Source organism: Dyadobacter sp. CY327, assembly GCF_021390415.1.
Classification (GTDB): Bacteria; Bacteroidota; Bacteroidia; order Cytophagales; family Spirosomataceae; genus Dyadobacter; species Dyadobacter chenhuakuii.
The window spans coordinates 1,149,849-1,173,902 of sequence record NZ_JAJUXJ010000001.1; the positions used below are offsets into that span (position 1 = coordinate 1,149,849).

The 24,054-nt window shown below is 45.8% G+C and carries 22 protein-coding genes; 5 read left to right on the top strand and 17 right to left on the bottom strand.

Annotated features, from left to right (window positions below):
• Position 1 precedes the first annotated feature (1 nt).
• The 3 genes from LZG74_RS04860 to LZG74_RS04870 all read left to right on the top strand — a co-directional run bounded on the left by LZG74_RS04860 (position 2) and on the right by LZG74_RS04870 (position 6,654).
• Positions 2-1,885: a RagB/SusD family nutrient uptake outer membrane protein gene (locus LZG74_RS04860; protein WP_233795471.1), complete on the top strand. Its 1,884-nt coding sequence runs from the start codon at positions 2-4 to the stop codon at positions 1,883-1,885.
• 94 nt (positions 1,886-1,979) lie between these two features.
• Positions 1,980-5,366 carry a VCBS repeat-containing protein gene (locus LZG74_RS04865; protein WP_233795472.1) on the top strand — a complete coding sequence of 1,129 codons (3,387 nt, stop codon included), beginning with the start codon at positions 1,980-1,982 and terminating at the stop codon, positions 5,364-5,366.
• Entirely contained in the window at positions 5,350-6,654 is a 1,305-nt protein-coding gene (locus tag LZG74_RS04870) for a vanadium-dependent haloperoxidase (protein WP_233795473.1), read from the top strand. The genes LZG74_RS04865 and LZG74_RS04870 overlap by 17 nt, the downstream gene beginning before the upstream one ends.
• A 4-nt stretch (positions 6,655-6,658) precedes the next feature.
• Here the strand turns inward: LZG74_RS04870 and LZG74_RS04875 are convergent, their stop codons facing one another.
• Positions 6,659-7,417, bottom strand: a complete 759-nt coding sequence (locus tag LZG74_RS04875; protein ID WP_233795474.1) for a patatin-like phospholipase family protein — start codon at positions 7,415-7,417, stop codon at positions 6,659-6,661.
• 4 nt (positions 7,418-7,421) lie between these two features.
• A complete protein-coding gene (locus LZG74_RS04880) occupies positions 7,422-8,267 on the bottom strand; it encodes an MBL fold metallo-hydrolase (protein ID WP_233795475.1) in 846 nt (281 codons plus the stop codon).
• Positions 8,268-8,484: 217 nt separating this feature from the next.
• Between LZG74_RS04880 and LZG74_RS04885 the strand changes: the two genes are divergently transcribed.
• The gene (locus tag LZG74_RS04885) at positions 8,485-9,633 is read left to right on the top strand and encodes an FAD-dependent oxidoreductase (RefSeq protein ID WP_233795476.1); all 1,149 of its coding nucleotides are present in this window, start codon (positions 8,485-8,487) and stop codon (positions 9,631-9,633) included.
• 1 nt (position 9,634) lies between these two features.
• Here the strand turns inward: LZG74_RS04885 and LZG74_RS04890 are convergent, their stop codons facing one another.
• Positions 9,635-9,832 carry a hypothetical protein gene (locus LZG74_RS04890; RefSeq protein WP_233795477.1) on the bottom strand — a complete coding sequence of 66 codons (198 nt, stop codon included), beginning with the start codon at positions 9,830-9,832 and terminating at the stop codon, positions 9,635-9,637.
• A 64-nt stretch (positions 9,833-9,896) separates the two neighbouring features.
• On the opposite strand from LZG74_RS04890, the gene LZG74_RS04895 reads away from it, so the two are divergent.
• Positions 9,897-10,916, top strand: coding sequence for a low specificity L-threonine aldolase (locus LZG74_RS04895; RefSeq protein WP_233795478.1), 1,020 nt, complete (start codon positions 9,897-9,899; stop codon positions 10,914-10,916).
• Here the strand turns inward: LZG74_RS04895 and LZG74_RS04900 are convergent.
• The 14 genes from LZG74_RS04900 to LZG74_RS04965 all read right to left on the bottom strand — a co-directional run bounded on the left by LZG74_RS04900 (position 10,913) and on the right by LZG74_RS04965 (position 23,871).
• On the bottom strand, positions 10,913-11,314 hold the full coding sequence (locus tag LZG74_RS04900; protein ID WP_233795479.1) for a DUF1398 family protein: 402 nt from the start codon (positions 11,312-11,314) through the stop codon (positions 10,913-10,915). The genes LZG74_RS04895 and LZG74_RS04900 overlap by 4 nt on opposite strands.
• Positions 11,315-11,384: 70 nt before the next feature.
• Positions 11,385-12,077, bottom strand: a complete 693-nt coding sequence (locus tag LZG74_RS04905; protein WP_233795480.1) for a DUF421 domain-containing protein — start codon at positions 12,075-12,077, stop codon at positions 11,385-11,387.
• A 96-nt stretch (positions 12,078-12,173) separates the two neighbouring features.
• The gene (locus tag LZG74_RS04910; protein WP_233795481.1) at positions 12,174-12,587 is read right to left on the bottom strand and encodes a hypothetical protein; all 414 of its coding nucleotides are present in this window, start codon (positions 12,585-12,587) and stop codon (positions 12,174-12,176) included.
• Positions 12,588-12,887: 300 nt separating this feature from the next.
• Entirely contained in the window at positions 12,888-13,838 is a 951-nt protein-coding gene (locus LZG74_RS04915; RefSeq protein ID WP_233795482.1) for a DUF4249 domain-containing protein, read from the bottom strand.
• 10 nt (positions 13,839-13,848) lie between these two features.
• Positions 13,849-16,257: a TonB-dependent receptor gene (locus tag LZG74_RS04920; protein WP_233796327.1), complete on the bottom strand. Its 2,409-nt coding sequence runs from the start codon at positions 16,255-16,257 to the stop codon at positions 13,849-13,851.
• Positions 16,258-16,393: 136 nt separating this feature from the next.
• On the bottom strand, positions 16,394-18,382 hold the full coding sequence (locus LZG74_RS04925) for a M3 family metallopeptidase (RefSeq protein WP_233795483.1): 1,989 nt from the start codon (positions 18,380-18,382) through the stop codon (positions 16,394-16,396).
• Positions 18,383-18,516: 134 nt separating this feature from the next.
• Complete coding sequence (locus LZG74_RS04930) at positions 18,517-19,437, bottom strand: SMP-30/gluconolactonase/LRE family protein (protein WP_233795484.1); 921 nt, start codon at positions 19,435-19,437, stop codon at positions 18,517-18,519.
• Between the two features lie 49 nt (positions 19,438-19,486).
• Positions 19,487-19,786: a helix-turn-helix domain-containing protein gene (locus tag LZG74_RS04935; protein ID WP_233795485.1), complete on the bottom strand. Its 300-nt coding sequence runs from the start codon at positions 19,784-19,786 to the stop codon at positions 19,487-19,489.
• 1 nt (position 19,787) lies between these two features.
• A complete protein-coding gene (locus tag LZG74_RS04940; protein ID WP_233795486.1) occupies positions 19,788-20,126 on the bottom strand; it encodes a type II toxin-antitoxin system RelE/ParE family toxin in 339 nt (112 codons plus the stop codon).
• 49 nt (positions 20,127-20,175) lie between these two features.
• Entirely contained in the window at positions 20,176-21,171 is a 996-nt protein-coding gene (locus tag LZG74_RS04945) for a glycosyl hydrolase family 18 protein (protein ID WP_233795487.1), read from the bottom strand.
• 21 nt (positions 21,172-21,192) lie between these two features.
• The gene (locus LZG74_RS04950) at positions 21,193-22,305 is read right to left on the bottom strand and encodes a Gfo/Idh/MocA family protein (RefSeq protein WP_233795488.1); all 1,113 of its coding nucleotides are present in this window, start codon (positions 22,303-22,305) and stop codon (positions 21,193-21,195) included.
• A gap of 105 nt (positions 22,306-22,410) precedes the next feature.
• Positions 22,411-23,013, bottom strand: coding sequence for a transcriptional regulator (locus LZG74_RS04955; RefSeq protein WP_233795489.1), 603 nt, complete (start codon positions 23,011-23,013; stop codon positions 22,411-22,413).
• On the bottom strand, positions 22,983-23,324 hold the full coding sequence (locus tag LZG74_RS04960; RefSeq protein WP_233795490.1) for a type II toxin-antitoxin system HigB family toxin: 342 nt from the start codon (positions 23,322-23,324) through the stop codon (positions 22,983-22,985). Before LZG74_RS04960 ends, LZG74_RS04955 begins: the two co-directional genes overlap by 31 nt.
• Positions 23,325-23,490: 166 nt before the next feature.
• A complete protein-coding gene (locus tag LZG74_RS04965; RefSeq protein WP_233795491.1) occupies positions 23,491-23,871 on the bottom strand; it encodes a hypothetical protein in 381 nt (126 codons plus the stop codon).
• Positions 23,872-24,054 lie beyond the last annotated feature (183 nt).

Below are 24,054 nucleotides of genomic sequence, written 5' to 3' on the forward strand. Positions count from 1 at the left end.
TATGAAATTGAAATATAAAAGTATAATCTTAATTGCGTTGCTTACGGCGACTGGATTATCGTCTTGCGACACTGAGTTTCTGGATGTAACGCCTCCTACTGAAATCCAGGCCGACGAAGTCTGGAAGGATGGTGCGCTTGCGGAAGGTTTTGTAACGGGTATTTACGCGGGACTTCAACAAGGCGGATTTAGCGAGCAAATGCTTGCTTCGCTGACAGATGAAGCCGTGTTCACCCACACAGGCCGGAACATTAACACCGTGAACGAAGGCAGTTTGAGCCCGTCCAACCTAGGCTGGGTGGACGACACTTATGGCTGGGGGCCCATGTATACACGTATCCGGGCTGCTAACCTTGCAATTGCCAACCTGCAAACTTCAACATTTACGGATGAGACGCTGAAGGCGCGCTTAAAAGGAGAGGCTTATTTTCTGAGAGCATATTACTATCAGCAATTGGCGCGCTACTATGGTGCTGTGCCGTTGATCAAGAAAGTATATGCGCTGAACGAAGATTACAGCGTTCCCCGCAACACCTGGGACGAATGCATCCAGGCTATTGTAAGTGACTGTGACAGTGCAGCATTGCTTTTGGATGGCAAAACACTTGTAAAAGGCCGCGCTTCTAAAATTGCTGCTCAGGCCTTGAAATCCCGCGTGTTGTTGTACGCTGCAAGTGATCTGCACGACATTCCTACTGCAAAGGCAAAGTCAGCTGTGATTGCTGCTTATCCGAATCCTGAATTTTTGGGATATATTTCCGGCGACCGTAAGGCGCGCTGGACGGCTGCACAAGCTGCTGCAAAAGCGGTTGTTGATGCAGGTGCAGGCAATGCTTACAAGCTGAACCTGACTGCTCCCGTTTCGGCTGCGGCAGGAAAGCTGAACTACATTTCTATCGCAATGGCGGGTGCAAGTGCGGATAAAACGCTCGATCCTTCTGCTGCGAGTGAAATCCTTTTCGGCCGTTATTTCACACCAAGTTTGGGTGAAGGCGCGCGTCAGACAGGCTTGAACAACGGACCGAACGGTTACCACAACTGGGCTGGAAACACGCCGATCGGAACATTGGTGGATGATTACGAACTGATGGACGGAACGGCATTCAAATGGACCAATCCAGCGCATGCTGCGGCTCCTTACAACAACCGTGACCCCCGTTTCTACGCTACTGTCATGTATGATGGCGCAGGCTGGAAACCACGCCCTTCCGATGCAAAGGATCCTGCAAACCAGATCCAGACCGGTGCTTATGACCTTCTGGACGACAAAGGAGCATTGATCAACCGCAAAGGGTTGGATACCCGCAGCAGCTCTATCGAAGACTGGAACGGAAGCCGCACAGGTTACTACATGCGCAAGTTTATAGATCCAAACCCTGCATTGTACGACAACACCGATCGTCAGAACATTCCTTGGCCATTCATCCGTATTACGGAGTCCGTTTTCAACTACATTGAGGCGAGCATTGAATTGGGTCAGGATGCAGAAGCACTGGCTTGGTTGAACAAGATCCGTTTCCGTGCCGGTATGCCTGCACTGAAAGTATCAGGTGCTGCGCTGAAAGATGCTTACCGTCACGAAAGAAGAATTGAAATGGCTTATGAGGAGCAACGTTACCATGATGCACGCCGCTGGATGATCGCCAAAGAAACATTGGGCCGTCCATTGGAATACATCAACGTGCTCGGCAAATTCAAACCAGGCAAATCGATGAAGGAGCCTTATCATTACGATACAGATGTATATACTTACACTTATACGCCGATTGTCGAGAAATCGCATGAAAACCGTACATGGGCTGATAAAATGTACTTCCGTCCGTTCAGTCGTGATGAGATCAACAGAAATGCAAAACTGGTGCAGAATCCGGGTTATGATAAATAGTTAGTCCTCGCTTTATTAGTAAATTTGTGGAACTATGTCTTCGTTATGAAGGCATAGTTTTTTTTCTATACAGTTCAACCTTCGTGGTCCTATTATGAAGCGAATAAAATCCTGGACCCCAGGAATGATGTTGCTGGCAATGAGTCTTGGTTTTGTGGGATGTGATAAATCCGCAGATTCCGATAAGCCCAAAGATGGCACAAGCCAGAAACCTTTGTTTACCCTCTTACCTGCCGAAAAAACAAAAATCGATTTTGCCAATACATTAACAGAAGGACTGAATACCAATGTGTTGATGTACGAATATTTTTATAATGGTGGCGGAGTGGCAGCAGGCGACCTCAATGGTGACGGGCTTGACGACATTTACTTCACCGGCAACATGGTGCCCAATAAGCTTTATCTTAACAAAGGCCGGATGGTTTTTGAAGATATTACTGCACTCGCGGGCGTAGGAGGCAGGGAGCGTCCGTGGAAAACGGGCGTTACCATGGCGGATGTGAACGGTGATGGCAAGCTGGATATTTACATTTGTTATTCAGGGAACGTCTCGCCGGAAAGTCTTAAAGGACAGCTTTTTATAAATACAGGAAATGATGCAAACGGCATTCCGCAGTTTGAAGAATCGGCTGAAAAATATGGTTTGGGTGCGCCTAGTAACAGCACCCAAGCCGCCTTTTTCGATTTTGACAAAGATGGTGATATGGATCTGTTCTTATTGAATCACAATCCAAAATCACTACCGATCCTGGATGAAGCCAGCACAGCCGATTTGCTTAAAAAGGACGATCCGGTTACAGGTGTGCGGTTTTTCAGGAATGACCCCAAAGCAGACGGAAAACCTTACTTTACAGACATTACCAAGAAAACAGGCATTCAAAGTTCGCCCCTTACTTACGGCCTGGGCATTGGAGTAGCCGATGTAAATCAGGACGGATGGCAGGATATGTATATTTCGAACGACTATTCGGTTCCCGATTTTTTATATATCAACAACAAAAACGGCACATTTACCGACGTGCTGAATGCATCCATCGGCCACACGTCCCATTCCTCCATGGGCAATGACATTGCAGACTTCAATAATGATGGTTTGCCCGACATTTTCACGCTCGATATGTTGCCTGAGGACAACCGCAGACAGAAGTTACTAGCTGGCCTGGATAATTATGAGTTGTTTGATTTCAATGTCAAGATGGGTTTTAATCACCAGTATATGCGCAATATGCTGCAACTTAACCAGGGGCAGGGCGGAAAAAGCAAATTGCCTGTTTTCTCGGAAGTGGGGCAATTATCCGGGGTTTCCAACACCGACTGGAGCTGGGCATCGCTGTTTGCTGATTACGATAATGATGGCTGGAAAGACATTTTTATAACTAACGGTAACCTTCGTGATTTTACGAATATGGACTTTGTTAAGTTCATGGGCGATCATTTGAAGCGTATCGAAGGACAGGTGAAGCGCGAGGATGTGCTCAATATGGTGTATCAAATGCCGTCCTCCAACATGAAAAATTATCTTTTCCAAAACAAAAAGGACCTGACATTCAGCAATGTTGCCGACAACTGGGGATTAGGAGAGATTTCAAACAGCGGTGGCGCAGCTTATGCCGATCTTGACAATGATGGCGACCTGGATTTGATCGTCAATAACATTAACAAGCCCGCCTTCATCTATCAGAATGATGGTGATAAGCTTTTGAAAAACAACTATTTGAAGATTAAACTGGAAGGTGAGAAGGCCAATAAGCTGGGCATAGGAGCGAAGGTTACCATCTATAACAAAGGCCAAAAACAATATCTGGAACAAATGCCCACACGCGGTTACCAATCGAGCGTTTCGCCGGTTCTGCATTTTGGTTTGGGCAAAGAAAGCATTGATTCCCTGCAAATTGTATGGCTCAGCGGTAAGCGCGAAAGCGTGCTTAAACCTAAGGTGAATGCGCTTTTGACATTAAATGAAACAAATGCAAAATTGGCCAAACCCAATGCGGAATCTGCCAACCCGCTCTACAATGTTGTTCAGTCACCGATCGCATATAGTGGAAAGGCCAGTAATACGAATGATTTTAAACGACAGCCGTTGCTGATTAACCCGATTTCTTTTTCGGGCCCTTGCCTGGTCAAAGGCGATGTAAATGGTGACGGTTTGGAGGATATTTACGCAGGCGGAGGCTCAGGGGAAGCCGGAAAGCTCTATTTACAGCAAAAAGGCGGTTCTTTTACCAGCAAACCAGTGGCGGCTTTTGAATCAGACAAACAAAGTGACGACACGGATGCGGCGTTCTTCGACGCGAATGGCGATGGTTTTCAGGATTTGTTCGTTTGCAGTGGAGGTTATGCCGCCTTCATGCCCGAAGATCCGTTGCTGCAAAGCCGTTTATATTTAAATGATGGCAAAGGTAACTTTACCAAAAGCGCAGGCGCATTGCCCAAAATGATCACAAGCACAAGCTGTGTGCGCGTTGCAGACATTAATGGTGACGGTAAACCCGATCTTTTCGTGGGCGGTCGCGTGATCCCGGGCCGTTATCCCGAAACACCAAAAAGTTATGTGCTGATCAATGACGGCTCAGGCAAATTTTCCGACAAGACAGCCAGCGTGTCTGCCGAACTGGCAAACATTGGTTTGGTGACGGATGCGGTTTGGACAGATATGAATGCTGATAAAAAACCAGATCTGATCGTGGTAGGCGAATGGATGCCGGTCACGGTTTATATCAATGTCAATGGTAAACTGGAAAACAAAACGACCAGTTATTTTGATAAACAATACAGCGGCTGGTGGAACAAAATATTGCTCACCGACTTAAATGGCGATGGTAAGGAAGATCTGGTAATAGGAAATTTAGGTCTGAACAGCCAATGTAAAGCCAGTGACGAAGAACCCGTTGAAATGATTTACAAAGATTTTGACGACAACGGCTCCGTAGATCCGATCATGAGTTTTTACATTCAGGGCAAAAGCTATCCCTATGTAACGCGTGACGAAATGCTGGACCAAATGAGCATTATGCGAACGCGTTTTCAGGATTACAAAGGCTACGCTGATGCAACAACGAAAGAAATATTTACAGCGGACGAACTTGCGGGAGCAAAGGAATTGAAAGCCAATTACCTGAAAACCGCCTATTTCGAACAAGGCACGAATGGCAAGTTCACCGAAAAGCAGCTTCCCTTCCAATCCCAGATTTCTCCCGTGTACACCATTACGGCTGTTGATTTTGACAAAGACGGGAACAAGGATTTGCTCCTTTGCGGCAATGTGAGCAAGGCTAGGCTGCGGTTTGGTAAGTATGACGCGAATTTCGGTGTTTTGTTAAAAGGAAATGGTAAAGGCCAGTTTGCTTACATTAAACAAGATAAGTCCGGCTTCAATTTAAAAGGAGATGTAAGAAGCGTGCTGCCGATAGGTAACAAGCTGTTGTTTGGAATAAATCAACAAGAAATTAAAGCATATCAAATTGGCAAAGTTAATTAAGGGCTGGCTGATCATTGTCGGCATCTGTTTTTTTGCAAGCTGCAAGAAGGATGCGCCGGCCAACATCAGTCCGGATGAGATCGGGAATATGACCTTGCAAATGACGGACGTCATGATCCATGATGTGACCAATCCGCCACTTAGCGCCCGGTTCTTCGCATATGCGTGCCTGGCAGGATACGAAGTCGTTTCACAAAATGACACCGCTTACAAAAGCATGCATGGCGTTTTGAACGATTACCCGAAAATGGAAAAGCCTGCGGTAGCCGCGTTTTCTTACCAGCTCAGTGCCATGCTGGCGATGCTCGAAACAGCGAAGAAAATGCAGCCTTCCGGTTCGCTTTTGCAGACATATCAAGCCCGGCTGCTCGATTCGTGCAGGAATGAGGGGGTTAGTGAAGAAATGATCGCCGGCTCGCAGGAGTATGCAGTGGCTATCAGCAAGCAGATTTTGAAATATGCCAAAGCAGACAAGTACAATCTGATCAGCAATTTTCCCCGATACGAACCAAGCCAAACCCCGGGAGCCTGGTATCCGACGCCTCCGGGCTATTTTCCGCCCGTGGAGCCTTATTTTGAGACCGTAAGGCCATTTACGCTCGATTCTTCCGCACAGTTCCGTCCCCTGCCGCCCGTTGCTTTTTCGGAGGACAAGAATTCTGCTTTTTTCAAACTAATGAAGCTCAATTACGACGATAAAAAGGAGCCTGAGCACAGGGTTATGGCTGCGTTTTGGGATTGTAACCCATTTGCCTTGGAGAATAAGGGACATTTGCTGGTAGGGATGAAGAAAATTTCGCCCGGGGCGCACTGGATGGGGATTACCAACATTGCCTGCAAACAAGCAAAGGCCGATTTTTCCAAAACAATGCTGGTAAACACTTCCGTCGCCATTGCATTAATGGATGGCTTTATGACCTGCTGGGAAGAAAAATTCCGCAGCAACCGCATACGCCCCGAAACAGCCATCCGAAAATACATTGATCCAACCTGGACACCATTTTTACAAACACCTCCTTTCCCGGAATATCTCAGCGGCCATTCCGTCATCTCATCCGCCTCGGCCATTGTGTTAACCCATTATTTCGGCAACCAATTTGAATACACCGACACGGTCGAAGAACGTTTCGGCCTGAAAGCCCGCAAATTCCCATCATTCATAGCCGCCGCCGAAGAATCCGGCATGTCACGCTTCTACGGAGGAATCCACTTCATGGATGCCATAGAAAACGGACAAAAGCAAGGCGTTCAGGTGGGCGAATGGGTTGTTAGGAAGCTTGGAGATTAGATTTTTATTCAATTATAACCTCGGTTTCTTCTAATAGACGCTTCGTATAACCATAACCCACATCAAACAACTCCCCGGCTTTTCGGAAGTCGAAAATGCTGAACTTACTTAGTTCCGGGGGTTCGATGAGGAGGTTGCATTTTTTGAAGCGTTCCTTGGTCTTGCTGTGCATGGCCAGGATGAGGCTGCGGTAGACGAGCTCTGTGGTTTTTTTAAGCGGCTTGTCCAGCGTAAATGGGTTGCAGTGTATGCCGATGATGAAGTCGGCTTCTTCCATAATGGGCTCGACGGGCAGGTTGTTCAACACGCCACCGTCCACCAGTTCGCGGCCTTGAAAGCGGATAGGGCTGAACAGGCCCGGGATGCAGCATGAAGCTAGCACCGGAATGGCTAGTTCGCCGTTTCGGAACTGCAATTCTTCTCCGGAAACAATGTCGGTTGCTGTTACAACAAGCGGGGTTTTCAGGGATTCGAATGTGTTTTCGGGAATGTATTTGCGAAGTACGGCTTCCAGCTTGTTCATATGCAAAAGCCCGTTCGCGCCGAAGCCGAAGCGGATATAGGGGTAAAAACTGGTCTGGATGATCATTTCAATGATCTCGTCGGGCGTGTAACCGTGCGCCAGCATAGCACCAATAAATGCGCCGGAGCTTGTCCCGCTGATCACGTCGGGCTTAATTCCATGCTCCATTAATGCTTTTATTGCACCAATGTGTGCAATACCACGTGCCCCGCCACCGGACAAAACCAAACCGATTTTCATAACATTAGCTGATAAATGTGCTCAATGCACCGCGCTCACGAATCGCAATTCCTTTTTCTGTCTGCTCCACAACGGCTGCTTCAAAAACGGGATCATGCTCAAATAATATGATGTGCTTTTCTGCTGCGGCATTTTGCAGAACTTCCTGTTTCTCCTGCATCGTAACAAGTGGACGCATGTCATAACTCATGATCCAGGCAAGCGGAATGTGGTAAGAAGATGGCAACAGATCCGCAGCGTAAATGATCTTTTGGTCCTTATATTGAATCACTGGCAGCATCATTTGCTCGGTGTGACCATCCACGTGGATAAATGCAATGTTGGAAAAAGGAGATTGGTCTTTCTCAATGAACTTCAACTGACCGGATTCCTGCAAGGGAAAAATGTTCTCTTTTAAAAAAGAAGCTTTCTCGCGCGGATTAGGGTCGACAGCCCATTCCCAATGTGCTTCATTGGACCAGTAAACGGCATTCGGAAATGTCGGAAGCAATTGTGACCCGTCGGGGTTGTATCGCACGGCACCGCCTACATGATCGAAATGCAAATGCGTCAGGACAACATCTGTAATGTCAGTAACGTCATAGCCGCAGTTTTTGATGGAGCCAATAAGGCTGGCGTCTCCGTGCAGGTCGTAATGTCCGAAAAACTTTTGATCTTGTTTGTTCCCGAGTCCGGTATCGATCAAAATCAGTTTTCCGCCGTCTTCAATGAGCAGGCAGCGCATGGCCCAGGTGCAAAGATTTTTTTCATCAGCCGGATTATGCCTGTTCCAAAGCGATTTAGGGACCACGCCGAACATTGCGCCGCCGTCCAGTTTGAAGAAGCCAGTGTCTATAATGTGAATGTTCATATCGGAAAGTTACCTAAATCGAACGCACTTCAAAATTTTCAGCGCCTTAATCCGCGCTCGATATGGAAGGTTGCGTATGACAATGGTGCGTTATAATTGTATTAATCTGTAATAGCTGCAATAATGTTTGGGTTAAAGTAAATGGTTCAATAGAATATTTGTAAAAACTAATGTTCCTCGCTATTTTTCAAGTGTATCACCTTCTATTCCATCCTTAATGAACCGCAGAAACTTTTTCGAGAAAGCTATTCCCGCCAGTTTTGCATTAGGCACCATTTCCTCATCCTGTGCACCCAAAACCCAGCTATATTACCCGGACAAGCATTTCCACATTGGCCGCGGTTATCATCAGATTCCAAAATTACGGCTTTCAATGGATCGCATTGTGAAGGAAACGGTTGGTCTGCGGCCATTCAGGGCGTCGGGGCCGCGATTGGACGTGGAGCAATTGGGCAGTAAAACCATTGTCCATAACTACGGGCATGGCGGCAGCGGCTGGTCACTTTCGTGGGGAACAGGGAACATTGCGCGGAATAATGTGCTCGCAACCAACGAAAAGAAAGTGGCCGTAATAGGCTGCGGAACAGTGGGCATTGCAACGGCGCGTCTCTTGCAGGAAAGCGGTTGCGAAGTAACCATTTATACGAAGGACGTTCCCCCAAACATTACCAGTAACCTGGCAACCGGAACATGGTCGCCTGCTTCGCGGGTTTGCGATGTAAAGGTGGCTAAGCCCGAGTTCAAGGCGGTTTGGGAAGAGGCAACACGCTTTTCGTTCCGCCGGTTTCAGTTCTTTCTGGGATTGAATGACATTGCTTGCTGGGCAGAAGAATATGGGGTTTTTAAACAAATGCCCGTCTACACACCCGGCGCCGGCGGAGAGGATTTTGAAATACACGGTCTGATCCCTGAACGCGTAAAGCTCGAAGCAAAAGAACATCCGTTCAAAGCGGACCACGTTACCAGACGGACGAATTTAATGTTTAACATTCCGAGTTATCTACGGCATCAGCTGGAAGATTTTGTCATGTTCGGCGGCAAAGTCAAAATCCACGAGATCAAAAAACTGGAAGATATTGATGCATTACCCGAAAAAGTGGTGGTAAACTGCATGGGGCTCGGTGCAAAACCCGTATTCAATGATCAGGAATTGACGCCCGTTTCCGGCCAGCTTTCTTGCCTGATCCCGCAAAGTGACGTGAATTACAAGTTGTATACACAGGGTGCAAACTTCATTTCCCGGAAAGACGGCATTTACATTGGCAGCAATGGGATCGTCGGGAATTGGGATACGACGCCGAGTAAGGAACAAACCGAAAAAACAGTTGGGATACTAATGAAGCTGATGGAAGATATGAAAGGCTAAGTTATTGCGGCTTCGAAACGTCTTCTTTCAAATGATAGCGTCTCCGGATTTCGTTGACCAGGAATTTTTTTTGCGCGGTAAAACTTTCGGGATGCATGGTGACAAACAGCGCTTTCCATTCCGCATACCGGTCGGGGTCTACCGTGCTGAATGTTTGCGGATCAATTTTTTTTAACCTTAAATAAGCTTCAAATTCCATTATCCCGATTTTTTCGCAATATATGCGCATACTTTTGCATATTATTTAAAATCTGAGTCCGAATATGAAAATTGACCTGCGCAGCGATACAGTCACCAAGCCAACGAAGGAAATGCAGCAAGCCATGTGGGCGGCCGAAGTGGGTGACGATGTATTGGGCGATGATCCGATGGTGAATGCCTTGCAGGAAAAGGCAGCAAAGCTTTTTGGCATGGAAGAAGCACTTTTCTGTCCGTCCGGAACAATGACCAATCAGCTGGCGATCCGCGTGCATACACAACCGGGCAGCGATGTGATCTGTGACAAATATTCGCACATTTACTTATACGAAGGCGGTGGCATCATGCTTAATGCGCTGTCGTCCGTGAAACTGCTGGACGGCGATCGTGGCAGGCTCACAGCACAGCAAGTTGAAGGAGCGATAAGCCCCGAGCACGACATTCATTCAACGGTAACCCGCCTCGTTTCACTGGAAAATACGATGAACAAAGGCGGCGGCTGTTATTATGATTTAGTCGAAATTGAAGCCATTAAGAGGGTTTGTCAGGATAAACACATTCCCCTGCATCTCGACGGAGCACGGCTTTTCAATGCATTGGTTGAAACGGGTGAAAGCCCTTTGCAATATGGTCAGGCCTTTGACAGCATTAGTATTTGTCTTTCAAAAGGATTGGGCTGCCCGGTTGGATCGCTGCTTTTGGGGACACATGAAGTGATCAAAAAGGCAAGACGTTTCCGTAAAGTAATGGGCGGTGGCTGGCGTCAGGCAGGATTCCTGGCAGCGGCAGGCATGTATGCGCTCGATCATCATGTTGAAAGGCTCAAAGAAGATCACGCCCGGGCAAGGGCTATCGGTGAAATGTTCCGGCATTTGCCCGAAGTGGAAGAGATTTTTCCTGTTGACACCAACATTGTCATTATCCGGCTCGGCGAAGGCATTTCAGAGATTGACTATGTAAATAAAATGGCGCAGCAGGGAATCCTGGCTGTGACTTTTGGAAAAAACCTCGTCCGCTTTGTTACCCACCTGGATTTCACGGACGATCATTTACACGAAATGAACAAGCGTATCAGATCCGTTTAAACTTCCGGAATCGCTTCTTCATATTCATATTCCGAATTGGGTCCCTGATAGATAACCTTCATTCCCGCCAGGTCAGCCACATATGTGTGTATGCCCGCAGCGCCTATTTCGCGCAGGAATGTAGGATAGTCGGTAACCCCCTCCTGATTGCGTTTGATGGCTGTTTTCACAGCTTCCAGCTCGAATGTTTCTGCACATTCAAACTCCGGAATGTCACCTTCAATCACCAGCTTATCACCAATAACGGATGTATAAGTACGTCTGTGGTTTCCTACCTTAATTTCATAATTGTCAACACCGATGGCTTTCAGGTTTTTGACGAAATAAGGGTAAGCCTGCCCGGCAGATCGCTCCTCGGCAGATTTTATTAAGTCGTCGGTCAATTCTACCATATGCATAATAGTATGCGTTTAAATTTTTTTGTTAAACATGATTAAATACCCGTGCCAGCTCACAGGGCTGTTTTTACTAACTTAATCTGGATGTCTTAATGGCAAAAACCCATTCTTCTCTTTCACATACCGGACAAATGGCTTCCCCTATGGTCAATTTTTCAACATTTCCGCAAAACGCGCAGGCATGAAATCCATCTTTGAAGATCTTCTTGCTCTTCGCATTATAAAGGTCTGGCAGCAGCGGCAAGCCGTATTTGACTTCATTATCAGGATAAAAGAAGACGCTGACTTCTCCCGAGGGTTCGAGATAAGCGCTGCAAACCTGTCCTAAATGTGAGATACTTTTCACGCGCAATTCGGAGAAAAATTCATCTTGTGCCAATGTTTCTTTCTTAAATGCGCTGATGGAAAACCGGCCTTCGTTGATCAGGCAGACCGTTTTGCCTTCAATCAGTTTTTCAAACCAAACACTTTTCCCTGTAAGCCAGGTTACAAACCTGTAAAGCAGGATAATGGTCGTAAATACAACAAGGGCAGGAATTACACCCACATCTTCATAAAACATCGGGTCTCCGGCTGCGGAACCCAACGCAATGATAATGACGGTTTCAAAGACCGAAAGCTGTCTTACCCCCCGCTTTCCGGTCACGCGAAGCGCGGTCAGGAGAATTACGAACATGATCGTTGAACGCACAACCACTTCTGCCAGGAACTTGTAAGGCAGGTCGTTCATCAGAAACCTTTCCAACTCAAAAATCTCTTTCATGCAATGCTGGTCTACAAAAAAAGATGCTACCCGGCCATCTCTATGGCAAAGTAACATCTTAATCTGAACTAATGGTCTAAACGGCCGAAAATGGGCTTAATGCGCCATGTCATCTTCCTCCGGATGATGCACGATCAACGAGCTGCGCGTATCGAGTTTCTTGATCATCTCATTGGACATCGCATCTGCATAAACACCATAACTGCTTACCAATGTGCCTTTTAGCCCGTCTTTCGATTCGATCGCATAGAGGATCGACATATCGGATGGATTGGTCATTCCCTCAAAACGGTAAACCTTGATAATATCGAAGTCCTCCGGTGAAAGGGTCAGGCAAATGCCGTCCTCTTTATGCAATTCCAATGCGTGTGCGGTCATATTGAAATCGTAGGTATAACCCTCTGCCTGTAAGTCTTCGAGCGTTTCAATAAGCGTATCCGGTTCGTCCATGTTTTTATTGGACGGATGTCTTTTTTGTTCTTTATCTTGATCTGAGCCTTGCAAGTCCATAACAAAGTGGTTTAAGGTTAGTATTTCTTTCGAATGCCAACAATTGACATCGATAATTTTATTGTTGAAAGTCAAATATTACTACCGCAAGGCAGCTGCCTCAAAACGGCAGAAACGCATAGTGGTGCTTTTTGAATCAGACGCACGAAAAAAGTATGCCTTGCAGCGTCACTCCCGGTAAATTGCGCCTGCTTTAATTAATGCACAGATTTCCTGTTATTGTTGTAAAAAAGAGATGAACATTTTGAGGTGCTTTGACCACAATTTGCCAAAAATGTAGAATGCAGCGCGTTTCCCGGATCAGGGACGATAAGTAACCTGCCCGGAATTGTAGGCCGCAAAGCAACCAAGGCCGCCGCTGATATTGCTGTAAATCAAAGATGGCTCGATAAATGGATTATCCGAAGTGCCGCGCATTTCCAGCGACCGGTGATATTTGAAATAGTGGACGTCGGTGTTGTAAATTTCGAGCATTACCATCGCAATCTTCGCCTTGGGATACAACGTGAATTTATTGCCGTTTCCATAATCGTAAACGATCACATTCGGCAAGACAGTGCGGCCTAAGGGTGAAGTGAATTCAGCCCCATCCAGGTTCGCATCGCTTTGGTAATCATTACGGCCGATGGTTTCATCCCAATTAAAATTGAAACGGTTTTTCACCCGCCTTTCTTTAAATGTTTCCGCGCTTGTGCCTTCAACAACACTATATTCCAGATCAACGGAGCTTCTTACCCGATAATAATTGGTATCCCGGGGAGCGTCGGTCCAGCTCATTTGGACGGTCAACACGGTGTCCTGTTCAAAAATATTGCTCGAAAAGGAAGTGTCCAGCTTATAAGAAGTGGCCAGTACCTGGGCCGCAGGAACTGTACAGACGCCGGTAGCTACGCGGTTGCCGTCAGATACAAAAAGTGAATAAGTTTTCCCTGCTATAATGGGAAAAACTGATGTGTCAATGCTGTATAATGTGCTGGCGGAATCAAAAGGAATGGCCACTTCTTTGGTCCCGTCTGAAATTTTTACCAATGCATTTCTTACAACGCCTCCCTTATTCCCTGAATCCGTAAAGAGCGGAACAGATTCCGTAACCACCACATTAATGCGCGGCGATTGCGGTGAAATGAATGATTGTACAACAAGCTTGGATTCTGTTCTCGGCAGCTTATCCGCAGGAATGTCCGTAATCAGCGATTCGCAGGCTGAGAAGCAAATTGAAATGAGTATAATAATGATAGAATGCAGTCTCATGGCGGCGCAATTAGAACTTAAAATTATAGCTGAAATAGGGAAGGACCGGAAACAGTGAATAGCGTTTGAGCGTGTTTTTGTTGTTGGTGCTGGTTCCTGTATCCGCGTCGTCGTTATCTATATCATAGAAAAACGGGTTTCTGCGATTGTAAACATTGTACACACCAAACTCCCACGTCCTTTCATGCCGTTTTTTCTGTTTGCGGAATTGAATGGCAAAATCCATCCGGTGAAAAGGCTCTGCACGGAAACTGTTTTTTGCGCCGTATTCGCTTACCATAGGGCCGTTCCAGCCGATGGCCGGTTTGCCGTTCGGGTTTATCCGGGTGATGAAATTGTCACTCACGCCTGTGTAAGTTGCAATAGGCAATGTTAGTGCATTCCCAGTGCCGTAAACCCATGTGGAAGAGATGGTTATGCGCTTGGTCAGCTCATAGATCCCAACCACCGAAAGGTCGTGGCGGCGGTCGTAACGTGGGAAAAATGTTTTACCAAAATTTAGTTCAGGGAATTTCCAGTAGGTCCACGACAATGTATATCCTACCCAGCCCGAAAGTCTGCCTGTTTTTTTCTGAATTAAAAATTCACCTCCGTACGACCAGCCTTTTCCAGCTGTAACATTGTCTTCCCAGCTCAGCTCATTGGCATTTTCACCATTAATGCTCAAAAACGAAGATCCTTCCTTGTAATTAAGGATGTGGTTCATGTCTTTATAATAGCCTTCCAACGTCAAGGTAAGCGCGGGCCGTTCCAGATCCTTGGCAAAACCAAACGCGACCTGCTGCGACTGCTGTGGGGCAACGCGGTCGGTTGTGGGCACCCAAAGGTCCGTTGGCAGGCCCAATCCGGTGTTGGAAAGCAAATGAACGTATTGGTTCATCTGGGCATACGAGGCCTTTACGGAAAAGTCCTTTGCAAGCCTTAATGCCGCCGAAAACCGTGGTTCGGGGCGGATGTAGGTTTTTGTTTGGGTTTGAAATGCACTTAACCGGAAGCCGGCGTTCATTTTCAGTGATTCAAACGGCTGCCAGGTGTCTTCCACGTAAGCACCGGCCTCAAATGTATTGATCGGTTTTGCAGATCTTTCAATTGGATTATCAATAAAAGAGCCCTCAATTGCTAGCGCCGAAGGGATAAATTTATGCTGCGTAACCTGTGCTCCAAACTTGATCGCGTGCTTGGCAGACGGATAAAAATCAAAATCGGTTTTTAAGCCGAAATCCCTGATCCGTGAATCGTATTCCAGACTAAACTCATCCTGCACCGTTCCATCGCCGTTAATGTCCTTGGAATAACTGGAAACGCCGAAATTGAAATTGCTGAAAATGAATGATGTGTTAACAAAGAGTTTCTGGCTCAGCAGATGGTTCCAGCGCATGGTTGCCGTTGCATTGCCCCAGTCCAGGCCAGCCCGGGTTTCGGAATCAGGGCTTTTTTCTTCTACATAAAATTTATCCCTGCCAAAATATCCGCTTACATAAAGCTTGTCTTTAGGGCCGAGATCATAGTTCATCTTTGCATTAAGATCATAAAAATAATAACCTGGCCTTACCTGGCTTTCATCGCCCTTTTGAGACTGCTTAATAAATGGAGAAGCCAGCAAATCAATGTAAGTCCTGCGTCCTGAGATCAGGAATGAAGATTTTCCTTTTGAAATGGGTCCTTCCAGTGTAAGTCTGGACGATATAAGCCCGATCCCGCCTTCGCCGTGCAGCTTATCCTTGCTTCCTTCTTTCATGTTCATTTCCAAAACCGAGGAGAGCCTGCCGCCATAGCGAGCCGGAAATCCGCCTTTGGTGAGCTCCACACTTTTTAATGCATCACTATTGAAAATGGAAAAGAAGCCGAAAAGGTGATTGGCATTGTAAACAACCGCATCGTCGAGAATAATGAGGTTCTGGTCGGGCCCGCCGCCACGCACATACAAACCAGTCTGTCCCTCGGTCCCTTTTTGAACGCCGGGCATGAGTTGGAGCACGCGTAAGACGTCTTTTTCGCCAAAAAAGGCAGGGACTTTCTTCAACTGCGCAATCGGAATCTCAATCTGGCTCATCTGTACAGACCGGCTCACATAATCCTCCTGCCGACGCGCCGAAACGACCACTTCTTCCAGTTGATTAATGGTCGCCAGGAAAATACTCAATTCCTGATTTTTAGTCAGACTGACGCGTAAATCCGTTTTTTCATAACCAACAAATGAAAAGGAAAGCATTGCGCTGTCGCCTGCCGGCACGGTCAGGGAATAAAAGCCATACGTGTTGGTAACTGCTCCGTAGGGTGTGCCTTCAATGTACACATTAACCCCCGGCAACTGCTCCTGGCTGCCTTTTTCCTTCACAAAACCGCTGATCGTTACGCGTTCCTGAGCGGAAACGGCCATAGAAAACAGCAGTAATGAGACGACAAAAATGAAGCGCATAGCAAGCGGGCTGGTTGATTTTTGTAACAACACTTCCGATAATAAAGTATGGATCATAGTAAAGGGTAAAATGGCCTGAGCAAACCTCCGCTTAGCCGTATATACTCCTTTTTGTGCACGTTGGATCAATGTGCGCTTATGCTTTTACCAGTCCCCTGTTTTCCAGCAGATATTTTTCGTCAGCCATTCTTCCGCGGAAGGATTTGTAAAGCGTCGCAGGCTCTTCCGTGCCGCCTTTTTCCAGAATATTTTTTCGGAATGAAAGCGCCGTAACCGGATCGAAAATGTTGCCTGTTTCCTTGAAAGCTGCAAACGCATCGCTGTCCAGCACTTCCGACCAGATGTAGCTGTAATAGCCCGCAGAGTAGCCGCCTGCAAAAATGTGCTGAAAATATGTGCTCCGGTAACGCGGTGCAATCTGCCTGATCAGACCTGCGTCTTTCATCCGTTGTTGTTCAAATCTGTCAGGGTCGATGGGCTTGTCGGGGCTGATACTGTGATAAGAAAGGTCCAGCATGGAAGCTGCAAGATATTCCACCGTAGCAAAGCCCTGGTTAAATTTCGAAGCATTTTTCATCTTTTCCACTGCTTCGTCAGGGATCGTTTCGCCGGTTTGGTAATGTTTTGCGTAAAATTTGAGGACTTCCGGTTCGAAGGCCCAATGTTCCATGATCTGGGAGGGCAATTCCACAAAGTCACGGGGGACCGAAGTGCCGGATAATGATTCAAATTCAACATTGGAAAGCAGACCGTGCAGCGCATGGCCGAATTCGTGGAAGAAGGTTTCGACTTCCTCTGCGGTCAACAGAACGGGATTTTCACCGGTTGGCTTGGCATAGTTGCAAACAATGGACACAATAGGGGCAACGCGCTGGCCGTCCTTCACGCTTTGCTTGCGATAAGAAGTCATCCAGGCACCACCTCTTTTGGAATTTCGTGTAAAGAAATCCATGTAAAAAATACCCGTAAGATCGCCATTTGCCTCTCTTACTTCATAGGCAGTAACATCTTCGTGATATTTCGGAATGTCGGTGATTTCAGTGAATGTAAGTCCATACAGGTTTTTCACAACCTCAAAAATGCCGTCACGTACGTTAGCGAGTTGGAAGTAAGGCTTCAGGGTTTCGGCGTCGTAATTGTACTTTTCCTTCCGGACCTTATTTGCATAGTAGGCCCAGTCCCACGCTTCCAGTTCATCGGAGTTTCCTTCCTTATTCATTAATGCCTGCATCTGCAACGCTTCGGATTTGGCCACCGGCAATGCAGCTTTCCATAATCCATCCAGCAGATCGAAAACATTAGAGGTCATTTTGGCCATACTTTCTTCCAAAACATAGGCTGCGTGATTCGGGTAGCCGAGTAAGTTCGCCCTTTTGGCACGCAGGGATGTGATTTGTACAATGATATCCTTATTATCAAGGTCGTCGTCGTGGTTGCAGCGACTTGTATATGCTTTGTACATTTCCTCCCGAAGTGACCGGTTATCAGCATATTGCAGAAAAGGCATCACACTGGGTTGATGCAATGTAAACTTCCAGCTTCCTTCTTTGCCCGCCTCCTTAGCCAGTTGTGCAGCATTCAGTTTGAGAAACTCCGGCAAGCCAGAAAGCTGCGTTTGATCCTGAATGATCAGTTCAAATTTGTTGGTTTCAGCCAGCAAATTCTGGGCGAAACGGACAGTTAGCACAGATAATTGCTTGTTAATGTCCCGCATTTTGGCCTGATCCGCATCGCTGAGATTTGCGCCGCTCCGCACAAAGGCTTTGTAGGTTTTCTCCAGCAAGCGCTTGCTGGCTGCATCCAGGTTGAGCGTTTCGCGAGTGTCGTTGATTTTTTTTGCACGCTGAAAAAGCGCGGCATTCAGGAAAATATCATCGCTATGCTTAGATAATTGCGGCGCAATGTCTTTTGAAAGCGCTTCGATTTCAGGGTTTGTATGTGCGGATGCCAGATTGAAAAACACCGAACTCACCCTGTTGAGCAGCTCGCCGGTGCGTTCCAATGCTAAAATAGTGTTCTCAAAAGTCGGTTCCGCTTCATTTGAGTGGATGGCCGCAATGCTATTTCTGCTCGGCCATGCCTTGCTCGAAAGCCGGTAAAAAATGTTCAGGTTCCACCTTGTCAAAAGGCGGAACCTGAAATGGGGTTTTATATGGCGTTAAAAATGGGTTATTCGCTTGCTGAGACATATTGGTATCAAATGTTTTTCAGCACGCAAGTTATGGTTTCAATAAAGCGCCTGCAAAGTAGTTTGCAAGATTATTTCACACCCTTAACCTTCATTTTCAATCCGTAAACTGCTGTTTCGGCCGTTACAAAAAGAAGATCGTTGTCTTTTCCGCCAAAACACAAATTTGCAGTCCAACCATTGTGAATCGGAAAGTGACCGATTTGTTCACCATTTTTATCGAAAACGGTAACACCCTTTCCCGTAATGTAAAGATTTCCTTCTGCGTCGAGAATCATTCCGTCAGATCCTTTTGGCACAAAAAGGGTCCGGTTGGTTAACGTTCCGTCTTTTTGAATGTCGTATTTGTAGGTCTTGTTGTCGCCAATGTCCGCCACATACAACGTCTTGCCATCTTTCGTGCCGATGATCCCGTTTGGTTTTTTAATGTTGCCATCAACTCTGATCAGATTTTTTCCTTTCGGATCAAGATAATACACGTGCTCACCATCCTGCTGCATTTTCGGATCGCGCTTCCAGTAGTCTCTTTTATACAAAGGGTCTGTCAGATAAATGCCTCCCTGCGGATCGATCCAAAGGTCATTAGGGCCATTCAAAAGCTTGCCTTCGAAATCTTTTACCAACACCGTAGGCTTACCGTTTTTATCAAAGGACCAAACCTGATTGTCTTCATCCGAACACGCCACCAGGTTTCCTTTTTTATCAAAATACATGCCGTTCGCACGACCTGCATTGTCCGAGAAAACGGAGAATTTATTTGTTTCTGCGTCCCAGCGAATGATTTTATTGTTGGGCTGATCTGTGAAGAACACATTGCCATCCTGATCGGCAACCGGGCCTTCTGTAAATTTGTAACCGTCGCCGAGTTTCTCAACCTGTGCGCCGGGCGCTACTATCGATTTTGAATCCATCATCTGTGCTGAAAGTAATGCCGGGAACAGCAACGCTGCCAACCCGGAAAAAATTGAATAAATACCTACTGACTTTTTCATATCAAAATAATGCCGGATATAGTGAGCCCGGGGTTGCGTTTTTTTAATATTAATGAACTGATAGTTCAAGTTTCTTTCCTAATCCTATTTCCAAAATTCGATAAAGCGTGGAAAGTTGAATGTCCGTATGGCCATTTTCTATTCTGGAAATAAAGCTTTTTTTTGCCCCGATTTTATTAGCAAGCTGCTCCTGAGTGAGTTTCGCAAGTCTTCGCTCTTCTTTAATGATTTCTCCTATCAGAAATGCTTTCGCTTTTAATTCAAATTCAATCCGCTCTTTTGCGCCTGGTGCCCCATGATAGTGGGTAAAATGGTCTTCCGCAGAAGTAATTTCGAGGTCTTCTTTCATATCAATTCTTATTCAAGTATTCATTCATGAGTTTTACAGCAAGTTGAAGTTCGTCGGCCGGAGTCTTTTGGCTTTTCTTTTGAAAGCCATTTAACAGGACGACAATTTTATCTTTGTCAAGGCAACAGAAGACCCTGAAAATGTTACTGCCGGCTTCAAGCCGCAGCTCATACAAGCCTTTCTGACCTTCAATGTGTTTCAAGAATTTCTCAGGAACCCGATCCAAATGCATTAAAAGATAAATCACATAGTCGATTTTGTCCCTGACTTTTGCATTTTGCTTTTGATAGAAATTGTCAAAATAATTACCATAAAATACGACCTTTCGTATTTGCTCCATTTAATAGTGTGTTATGTAAAGTTAACTTAAAATATAACATTCAGCAAATTCACTTCCTTTTCACAACCCCATCAATCTCGCCAAGCAACGACTTCACGCCGGTGCTATCCTGCAATAATTGCCAGATCATTACGCCGCTTACTTTTTGTTTTGCCAACTGTGTTTTCTTCCGGATTGTGGGTAAGCCATTGTAATAGAGCATTCCGCCATTTAAATGCATCTGATCCTGGTTGACGGAGTCGGGATATTGGCGGAGGATGTTTTTGTAGGACATGCTTTCGGGAGCGGTGCCGCCGAAACCGTAGCCGTAGAAGGGCACGCCGAGAGTTAGTTTTTCTTTGGGGATTTTGCGCGTTTCGAGCCAGTACTGGAGATCCTCTTCGGCCATGGAGTAGGGGGCGTGCGAGCCGGGTTTGTCGGGGCGCCATGGACCGGTGCGGTCGTAGGACATGATGTTTACGAAATCGAACTGGGCCAATGCTTTGTCTGTAAATTGATCCTTGTAAACTGTGGCGATGGCGGCTGTGATGAGTTTGTTTTTTTGTTTCAAAGGGGCTGCAAGATCGGTTACAAAGCTTTCGTAATTGGCGTCAATTAATGCGCCTTCCAGATCTACGTCGATGCCATCAAGGTTGTTATCAACTGCCAGGTTTACAAGGTCACTGATGAGTTTTGTTTTCTTTTCTCCTGTTAAAAAGGAAGGATAATATTTCGGAGCGCCGCCTCCTCCGATCGATGCCATAATCCTGACATTTTTGGAATGGGCCAGGGCGGCAACTTCTTTGAGATTCTCAGTTCCTGTGAGATTCCCCAGGGAATCGGGATTAATGAAGGCAATGTATAAGTGGGTGATTTTGCCAAAATCGATTTGTTTGGCAGACGCCAGAAGATCGGTTCGGTTTGGCAGATAGCCGACAACTTTGAATCGATTATCCATATCGCCGCTGCCGGAAGCGGTGATGTTTTTTTTACTACAACTGGTATTTAATGCAAGAATCACCATGAGAACGGAGATGCATTGCTTTAACAACTTCGAAACTATCATGGTGATCCTGATTATGAATGTCTATTTGCCTGCTAACATGATTTTTGCACCGCCTTTGCGGATTGATTCGTAAACGGCGTCAACAACGATCATATCCTTTAATCCTTCGGCTCCGCTTACATTGGGGTCGGGCTTGTTGTTGAGGATAATGTCGGCAATGCCATCCATTTGCAATGTCTGGTGCGTGACTATGGGCTGATTCATTGGGCCGTTGTGCGTCCGGCCTTTGATCGGGCCGTAGCTAAATGCCGGGCTTAGTTCCACAAAGCCTTTATCGCCAATTACATAAAGTCTTTCGTAATTATTGAAGTTGTAGGTCGTACCGCAGCTCGCTACCACGCCGCTGGGGAAGCCTAGCTGGAACATGATCGTTTCGTCCACTTCCTTGAATTTCACCGGGTCGGTTTTCGTTTCCTGCGCCGTCACCCAGATCGGCTCTTCACCTGTTGCATATCGTGCGCCGTTCAGTGCGTAAATGCCCACGTCCATCATCGCTCCGCCGCCAGCCAGCGCTTTTTTCAGTCTCCATTGATTCGGATCGCCGGATTTGAAACCCATATAATTGTTTACATGCATAATCTTGCCCAGCTCGCCAGCCTCACGCATGCGGATCAGTTCGCGGGTGTGCGGTTCAAAATGCATGCGGTAACCAATGTAAAATTTCACTCCGGCCTTCTCGCAAGCTGCAATCATTTCACGCGTCTGTTTCGCATTGTCAGCCACCGGTTTTTCACAAAGAACATGTTTGCCAGCAGCAGCTATTTGCAAAACATGCTTGTAATGCAGTGAGTTAGGTGTTGTAATGTATACAAGATCAATATCAGGATTGTCCTTGATCTTACTGACCGTATCGTAATTGTAAGTGTTCTTTTCAGGAATGTTGTATTTCTTTTTCCAATCTTCGATCTTGGCTGGTGTGCCCGAAACGGCTCCCACAAGTGTTGCCATTTTACAATCTTTCATGGCATCCGCAACCCGCGTTCCATAACTGCCAAGTCCCATAATGGCGACGCGTAGTTGTTTGTCTGCTTTTGGGCCGGCATAAAGCTCTCGTGCAGCAGCGGGCAGGTCGGTTAGCGCGGTTGCGCCGATTCCGAGGGTTAATTTTTGAAGAAAATCGCGACGTGAGTCCATAGTAATGAGTGAATAGTTATTGATAAATATTTATGCGAAGCGGTTCGTAAATGACGTCTATTAGGATCATATCTTTTGACAGGCAGTTGTTTCACAAGATTGTGTTTACGAATAAAGCGCTTTCATTAAAGAAGTTACCTGTGCTGGTTTTTTTGATTTTGAAGTATTTTCGGCAGCTTTTTCAAATGTTTCCCTTATCCTCAGTTCTACATCCGGAGTTATCTCCGTGAAAATAAGATCCTCCAACTTTATTTTGAAGAGCTTATGGATGATGACCAAGTCATTCATTGAAAAAGACCTGATCCCATTCAGAAGCTCGGAAGTATACGATTTGCTATGTGCCAGTATTGCGGATAAGTCATTTTGATTGAGTCCATTTTGTTTCAAGGTTTGGATGATCAGCTCGCGCCTTTGTTTATAAAACTTAAACTCCCTAGCTGCGAGCTTTTCAGCCAGGTTACTTTCTTTCACTTGTTTTTCTGTGACCAGCTTAAAATCGGCCCAGTTTTTCGATTCATAATCACGAATTAAAGTGCTTAATTGTTGCTCTAGCGCAGCCAATTCGGGTTGGTCCTCACCTTGAAGCCTGAGAAATCTTGCGGCAAGTGAAGCGCGTTCTAATTCTAACTCGGAAGAGATCTCTCCTTTGCGAATCATTGATTTTATATCTGTTTCTTTCAGCGTATGTGCCCCTTTGATCTTAGCCATTTCTCAATCGTAGTTTTGTTGTTCCTAAATAGTTTTTCATAACTGCTATGTGTGCCTATCCATAGCGCTATCGCTCGATTCTCCTCAAATTTGATCGCTACCAGCACACGGTCATTCTCAACATTGAAGAAGAAAATGCCCTTAGTATGCACCTGATCCGCATCTTTACGTTCTTTCAGTAAATCCGTGTAAGAAGCATATTCAGAACTCTCTAAATCAAAAATCAGTTTGTCAATTGCATCTAATAGTCTGCGATTGCCGCGGTTTTTTTGTTGCCACTTAGTTAAGATTCTTTTTTCGTCTAACTGCATCGCAAAGTTAAATTTAATTAAAAAGTTCCACAAAAAGTAGAACTATCAAAATGAATTTTAACCTTAGGACGCTATTCTTTTAAAAAAGTAACGGTTTCCAAAATTTCTTAAACAAAAAAAGCCTCCGGGTTTCCGGAGGCCTAGTGATTTAAGGTTTACGCTTTAATTATTTGACGGTTAAAGAGCGTTCCAATTTTTGTTCCGAGAGTTCGAAAGATTTGGATTGGATTTCTTTGCCGCTGATGACGTCCAGTTCGTATTTCCCTGCGTCCATCTGGTCCATGTTCAATGTACGACCGAATTTTTGGTTGTCTTTGCTGACAGTTTCGCGATAAACAACGTTTCCAGCTTCGTTTTTAAGTAAAATCACTGTGTTGGCGTTGTTGTTTGCCTTGTTGACCAGAACATTAATCTTACCGCTTTTAGTTGGGTAAATTCCTGTTCCGAATGTTGAAGCTTTCTTGGTTTCTTTGTCTTCTGCGTTGGCAGCAAATGAAGATGCGATTAATGCTAAGGCAAATGCGAAGGTTTTGATTGTAGTTTTCATGGCTTATTTTATTTTTATGGCTAATATTTTATTTACTTTTTGTCTCTGAGGACATAACAAAGGTGGCGCAAATCCCGGTACTATGTAATACAAAGTACAGGAGTGGAAACTTTACGTGAATGAGTGGTTTATATCTTTCATGAGTAATTAAATGGTTTCTTTATTTCGATTCAATGATGGTTT

Excerpts from the sequence above, each read along its gene's own strand:
- LZG74_RS04860 (WP_233795471.1), top strand. The coding sequence starts at position 2 with ATGAAATTGAAATATAAAAGTATAATCTTAATTGCGTTGCTTACGGCG.
- LZG74_RS04865 (WP_233795472.1), top strand. The coding sequence starts at position 1,980 with ATGAAGCGAATAAAATCCTGGACCCCAGGAATGATGTTGCTGGCAATG.
- LZG74_RS04875 (WP_233795474.1), bottom strand. The coding sequence starts at position 7,417 with ATGAAAATCGGTTTGGTTTTGTCCGGTGGCGGGGCACGTGGTATTGCA.
- LZG74_RS04880 (WP_233795475.1), bottom strand. The coding sequence starts at position 8,267 with ATGAACATTCACATTATAGACACTGGCTTCTTCAAACTGGACGGCGGC.
- LZG74_RS04885 (WP_233795476.1), top strand. The coding sequence starts at position 8,485 with ATGAACCGCAGAAACTTTTTCGAGAAAGCTATTCCCGCCAGTTTTGCA.
- LZG74_RS04890 (WP_233795477.1), bottom strand. The coding sequence starts at position 9,832 with ATGGAATTTGAAGCTTATTTAAGGTTAAAAAAAATTGATCCGCAAACA.
- LZG74_RS04895 (WP_233795478.1), top strand. The coding sequence starts at position 9,897 with ATGAAAATTGACCTGCGCAGCGATACAGTCACCAAGCCAACGAAGGAA.
- LZG74_RS04900 (WP_233795479.1), bottom strand. The coding sequence starts at position 11,314 with ATGCATATGGTAGAATTGACCGACGACTTAATAAAATCTGCCGAGGAG.
- LZG74_RS04905 (WP_233795480.1), bottom strand. The coding sequence starts at position 12,077 with ATGAAAGAGATTTTTGAGTTGGAAAGGTTTCTGATGAACGACCTGCCT.
- LZG74_RS04910 (WP_233795481.1), bottom strand. The coding sequence starts at position 12,587 with ATGGACTTGCAAGGCTCAGATCAAGATAAAGAACAAAAAAGACATCCG.
- LZG74_RS04915 (WP_233795482.1), bottom strand. The coding sequence starts at position 13,838 with ATGAGACTGCATTCTATCATTATTATACTCATTTCAATTTGCTTCTCA.
- LZG74_RS04920 (WP_233796327.1), bottom strand. The coding sequence starts at position 16,257 with ATGCGCTTCATTTTTGTCGTCTCATTACTGCTGTTTTCTATGGCCGTT.
- LZG74_RS04930 (WP_233795484.1), bottom strand. The coding sequence starts at position 19,437 with ATGAAAAAGTCAGTAGGTATTTATTCAATTTTTTCCGGGTTGGCAGCG.
- LZG74_RS04935 (WP_233795485.1), bottom strand. The coding sequence starts at position 19,786 with ATGAAAGAAGACCTCGAAATTACTTCTGCGGAAGACCATTTTACCCAC.
- LZG74_RS04940 (WP_233795486.1), bottom strand. The coding sequence starts at position 20,126 with ATGGAGCAAATACGAAAGGTCGTATTTTATGGTAATTATTTTGACAAT.
- LZG74_RS04945 (WP_233795487.1), bottom strand. The coding sequence starts at position 21,171 with ATGATAGTTTCGAAGTTGTTAAAGCAATGCATCTCCGTTCTCATGGTG.
- LZG74_RS04950 (WP_233795488.1), bottom strand. The coding sequence starts at position 22,305 with ATGGACTCACGTCGCGATTTTCTTCAAAAATTAACCCTCGGAATCGGC.
- LZG74_RS04955 (WP_233795489.1), bottom strand. The coding sequence starts at position 23,013 with ATGGCTAAGATCAAAGGGGCACATACGCTGAAAGAAACAGATATAAAA.
- LZG74_RS04960 (WP_233795490.1), bottom strand. The coding sequence starts at position 23,324 with ATGCAGTTAGACGAAAAAAGAATCTTAACTAAGTGGCAACAAAAAAAC.
- LZG74_RS04965 (WP_233795491.1), bottom strand. The coding sequence starts at position 23,871 with ATGAAAACTACAATCAAAACCTTCGCATTTGCCTTAGCATTAATCGCA.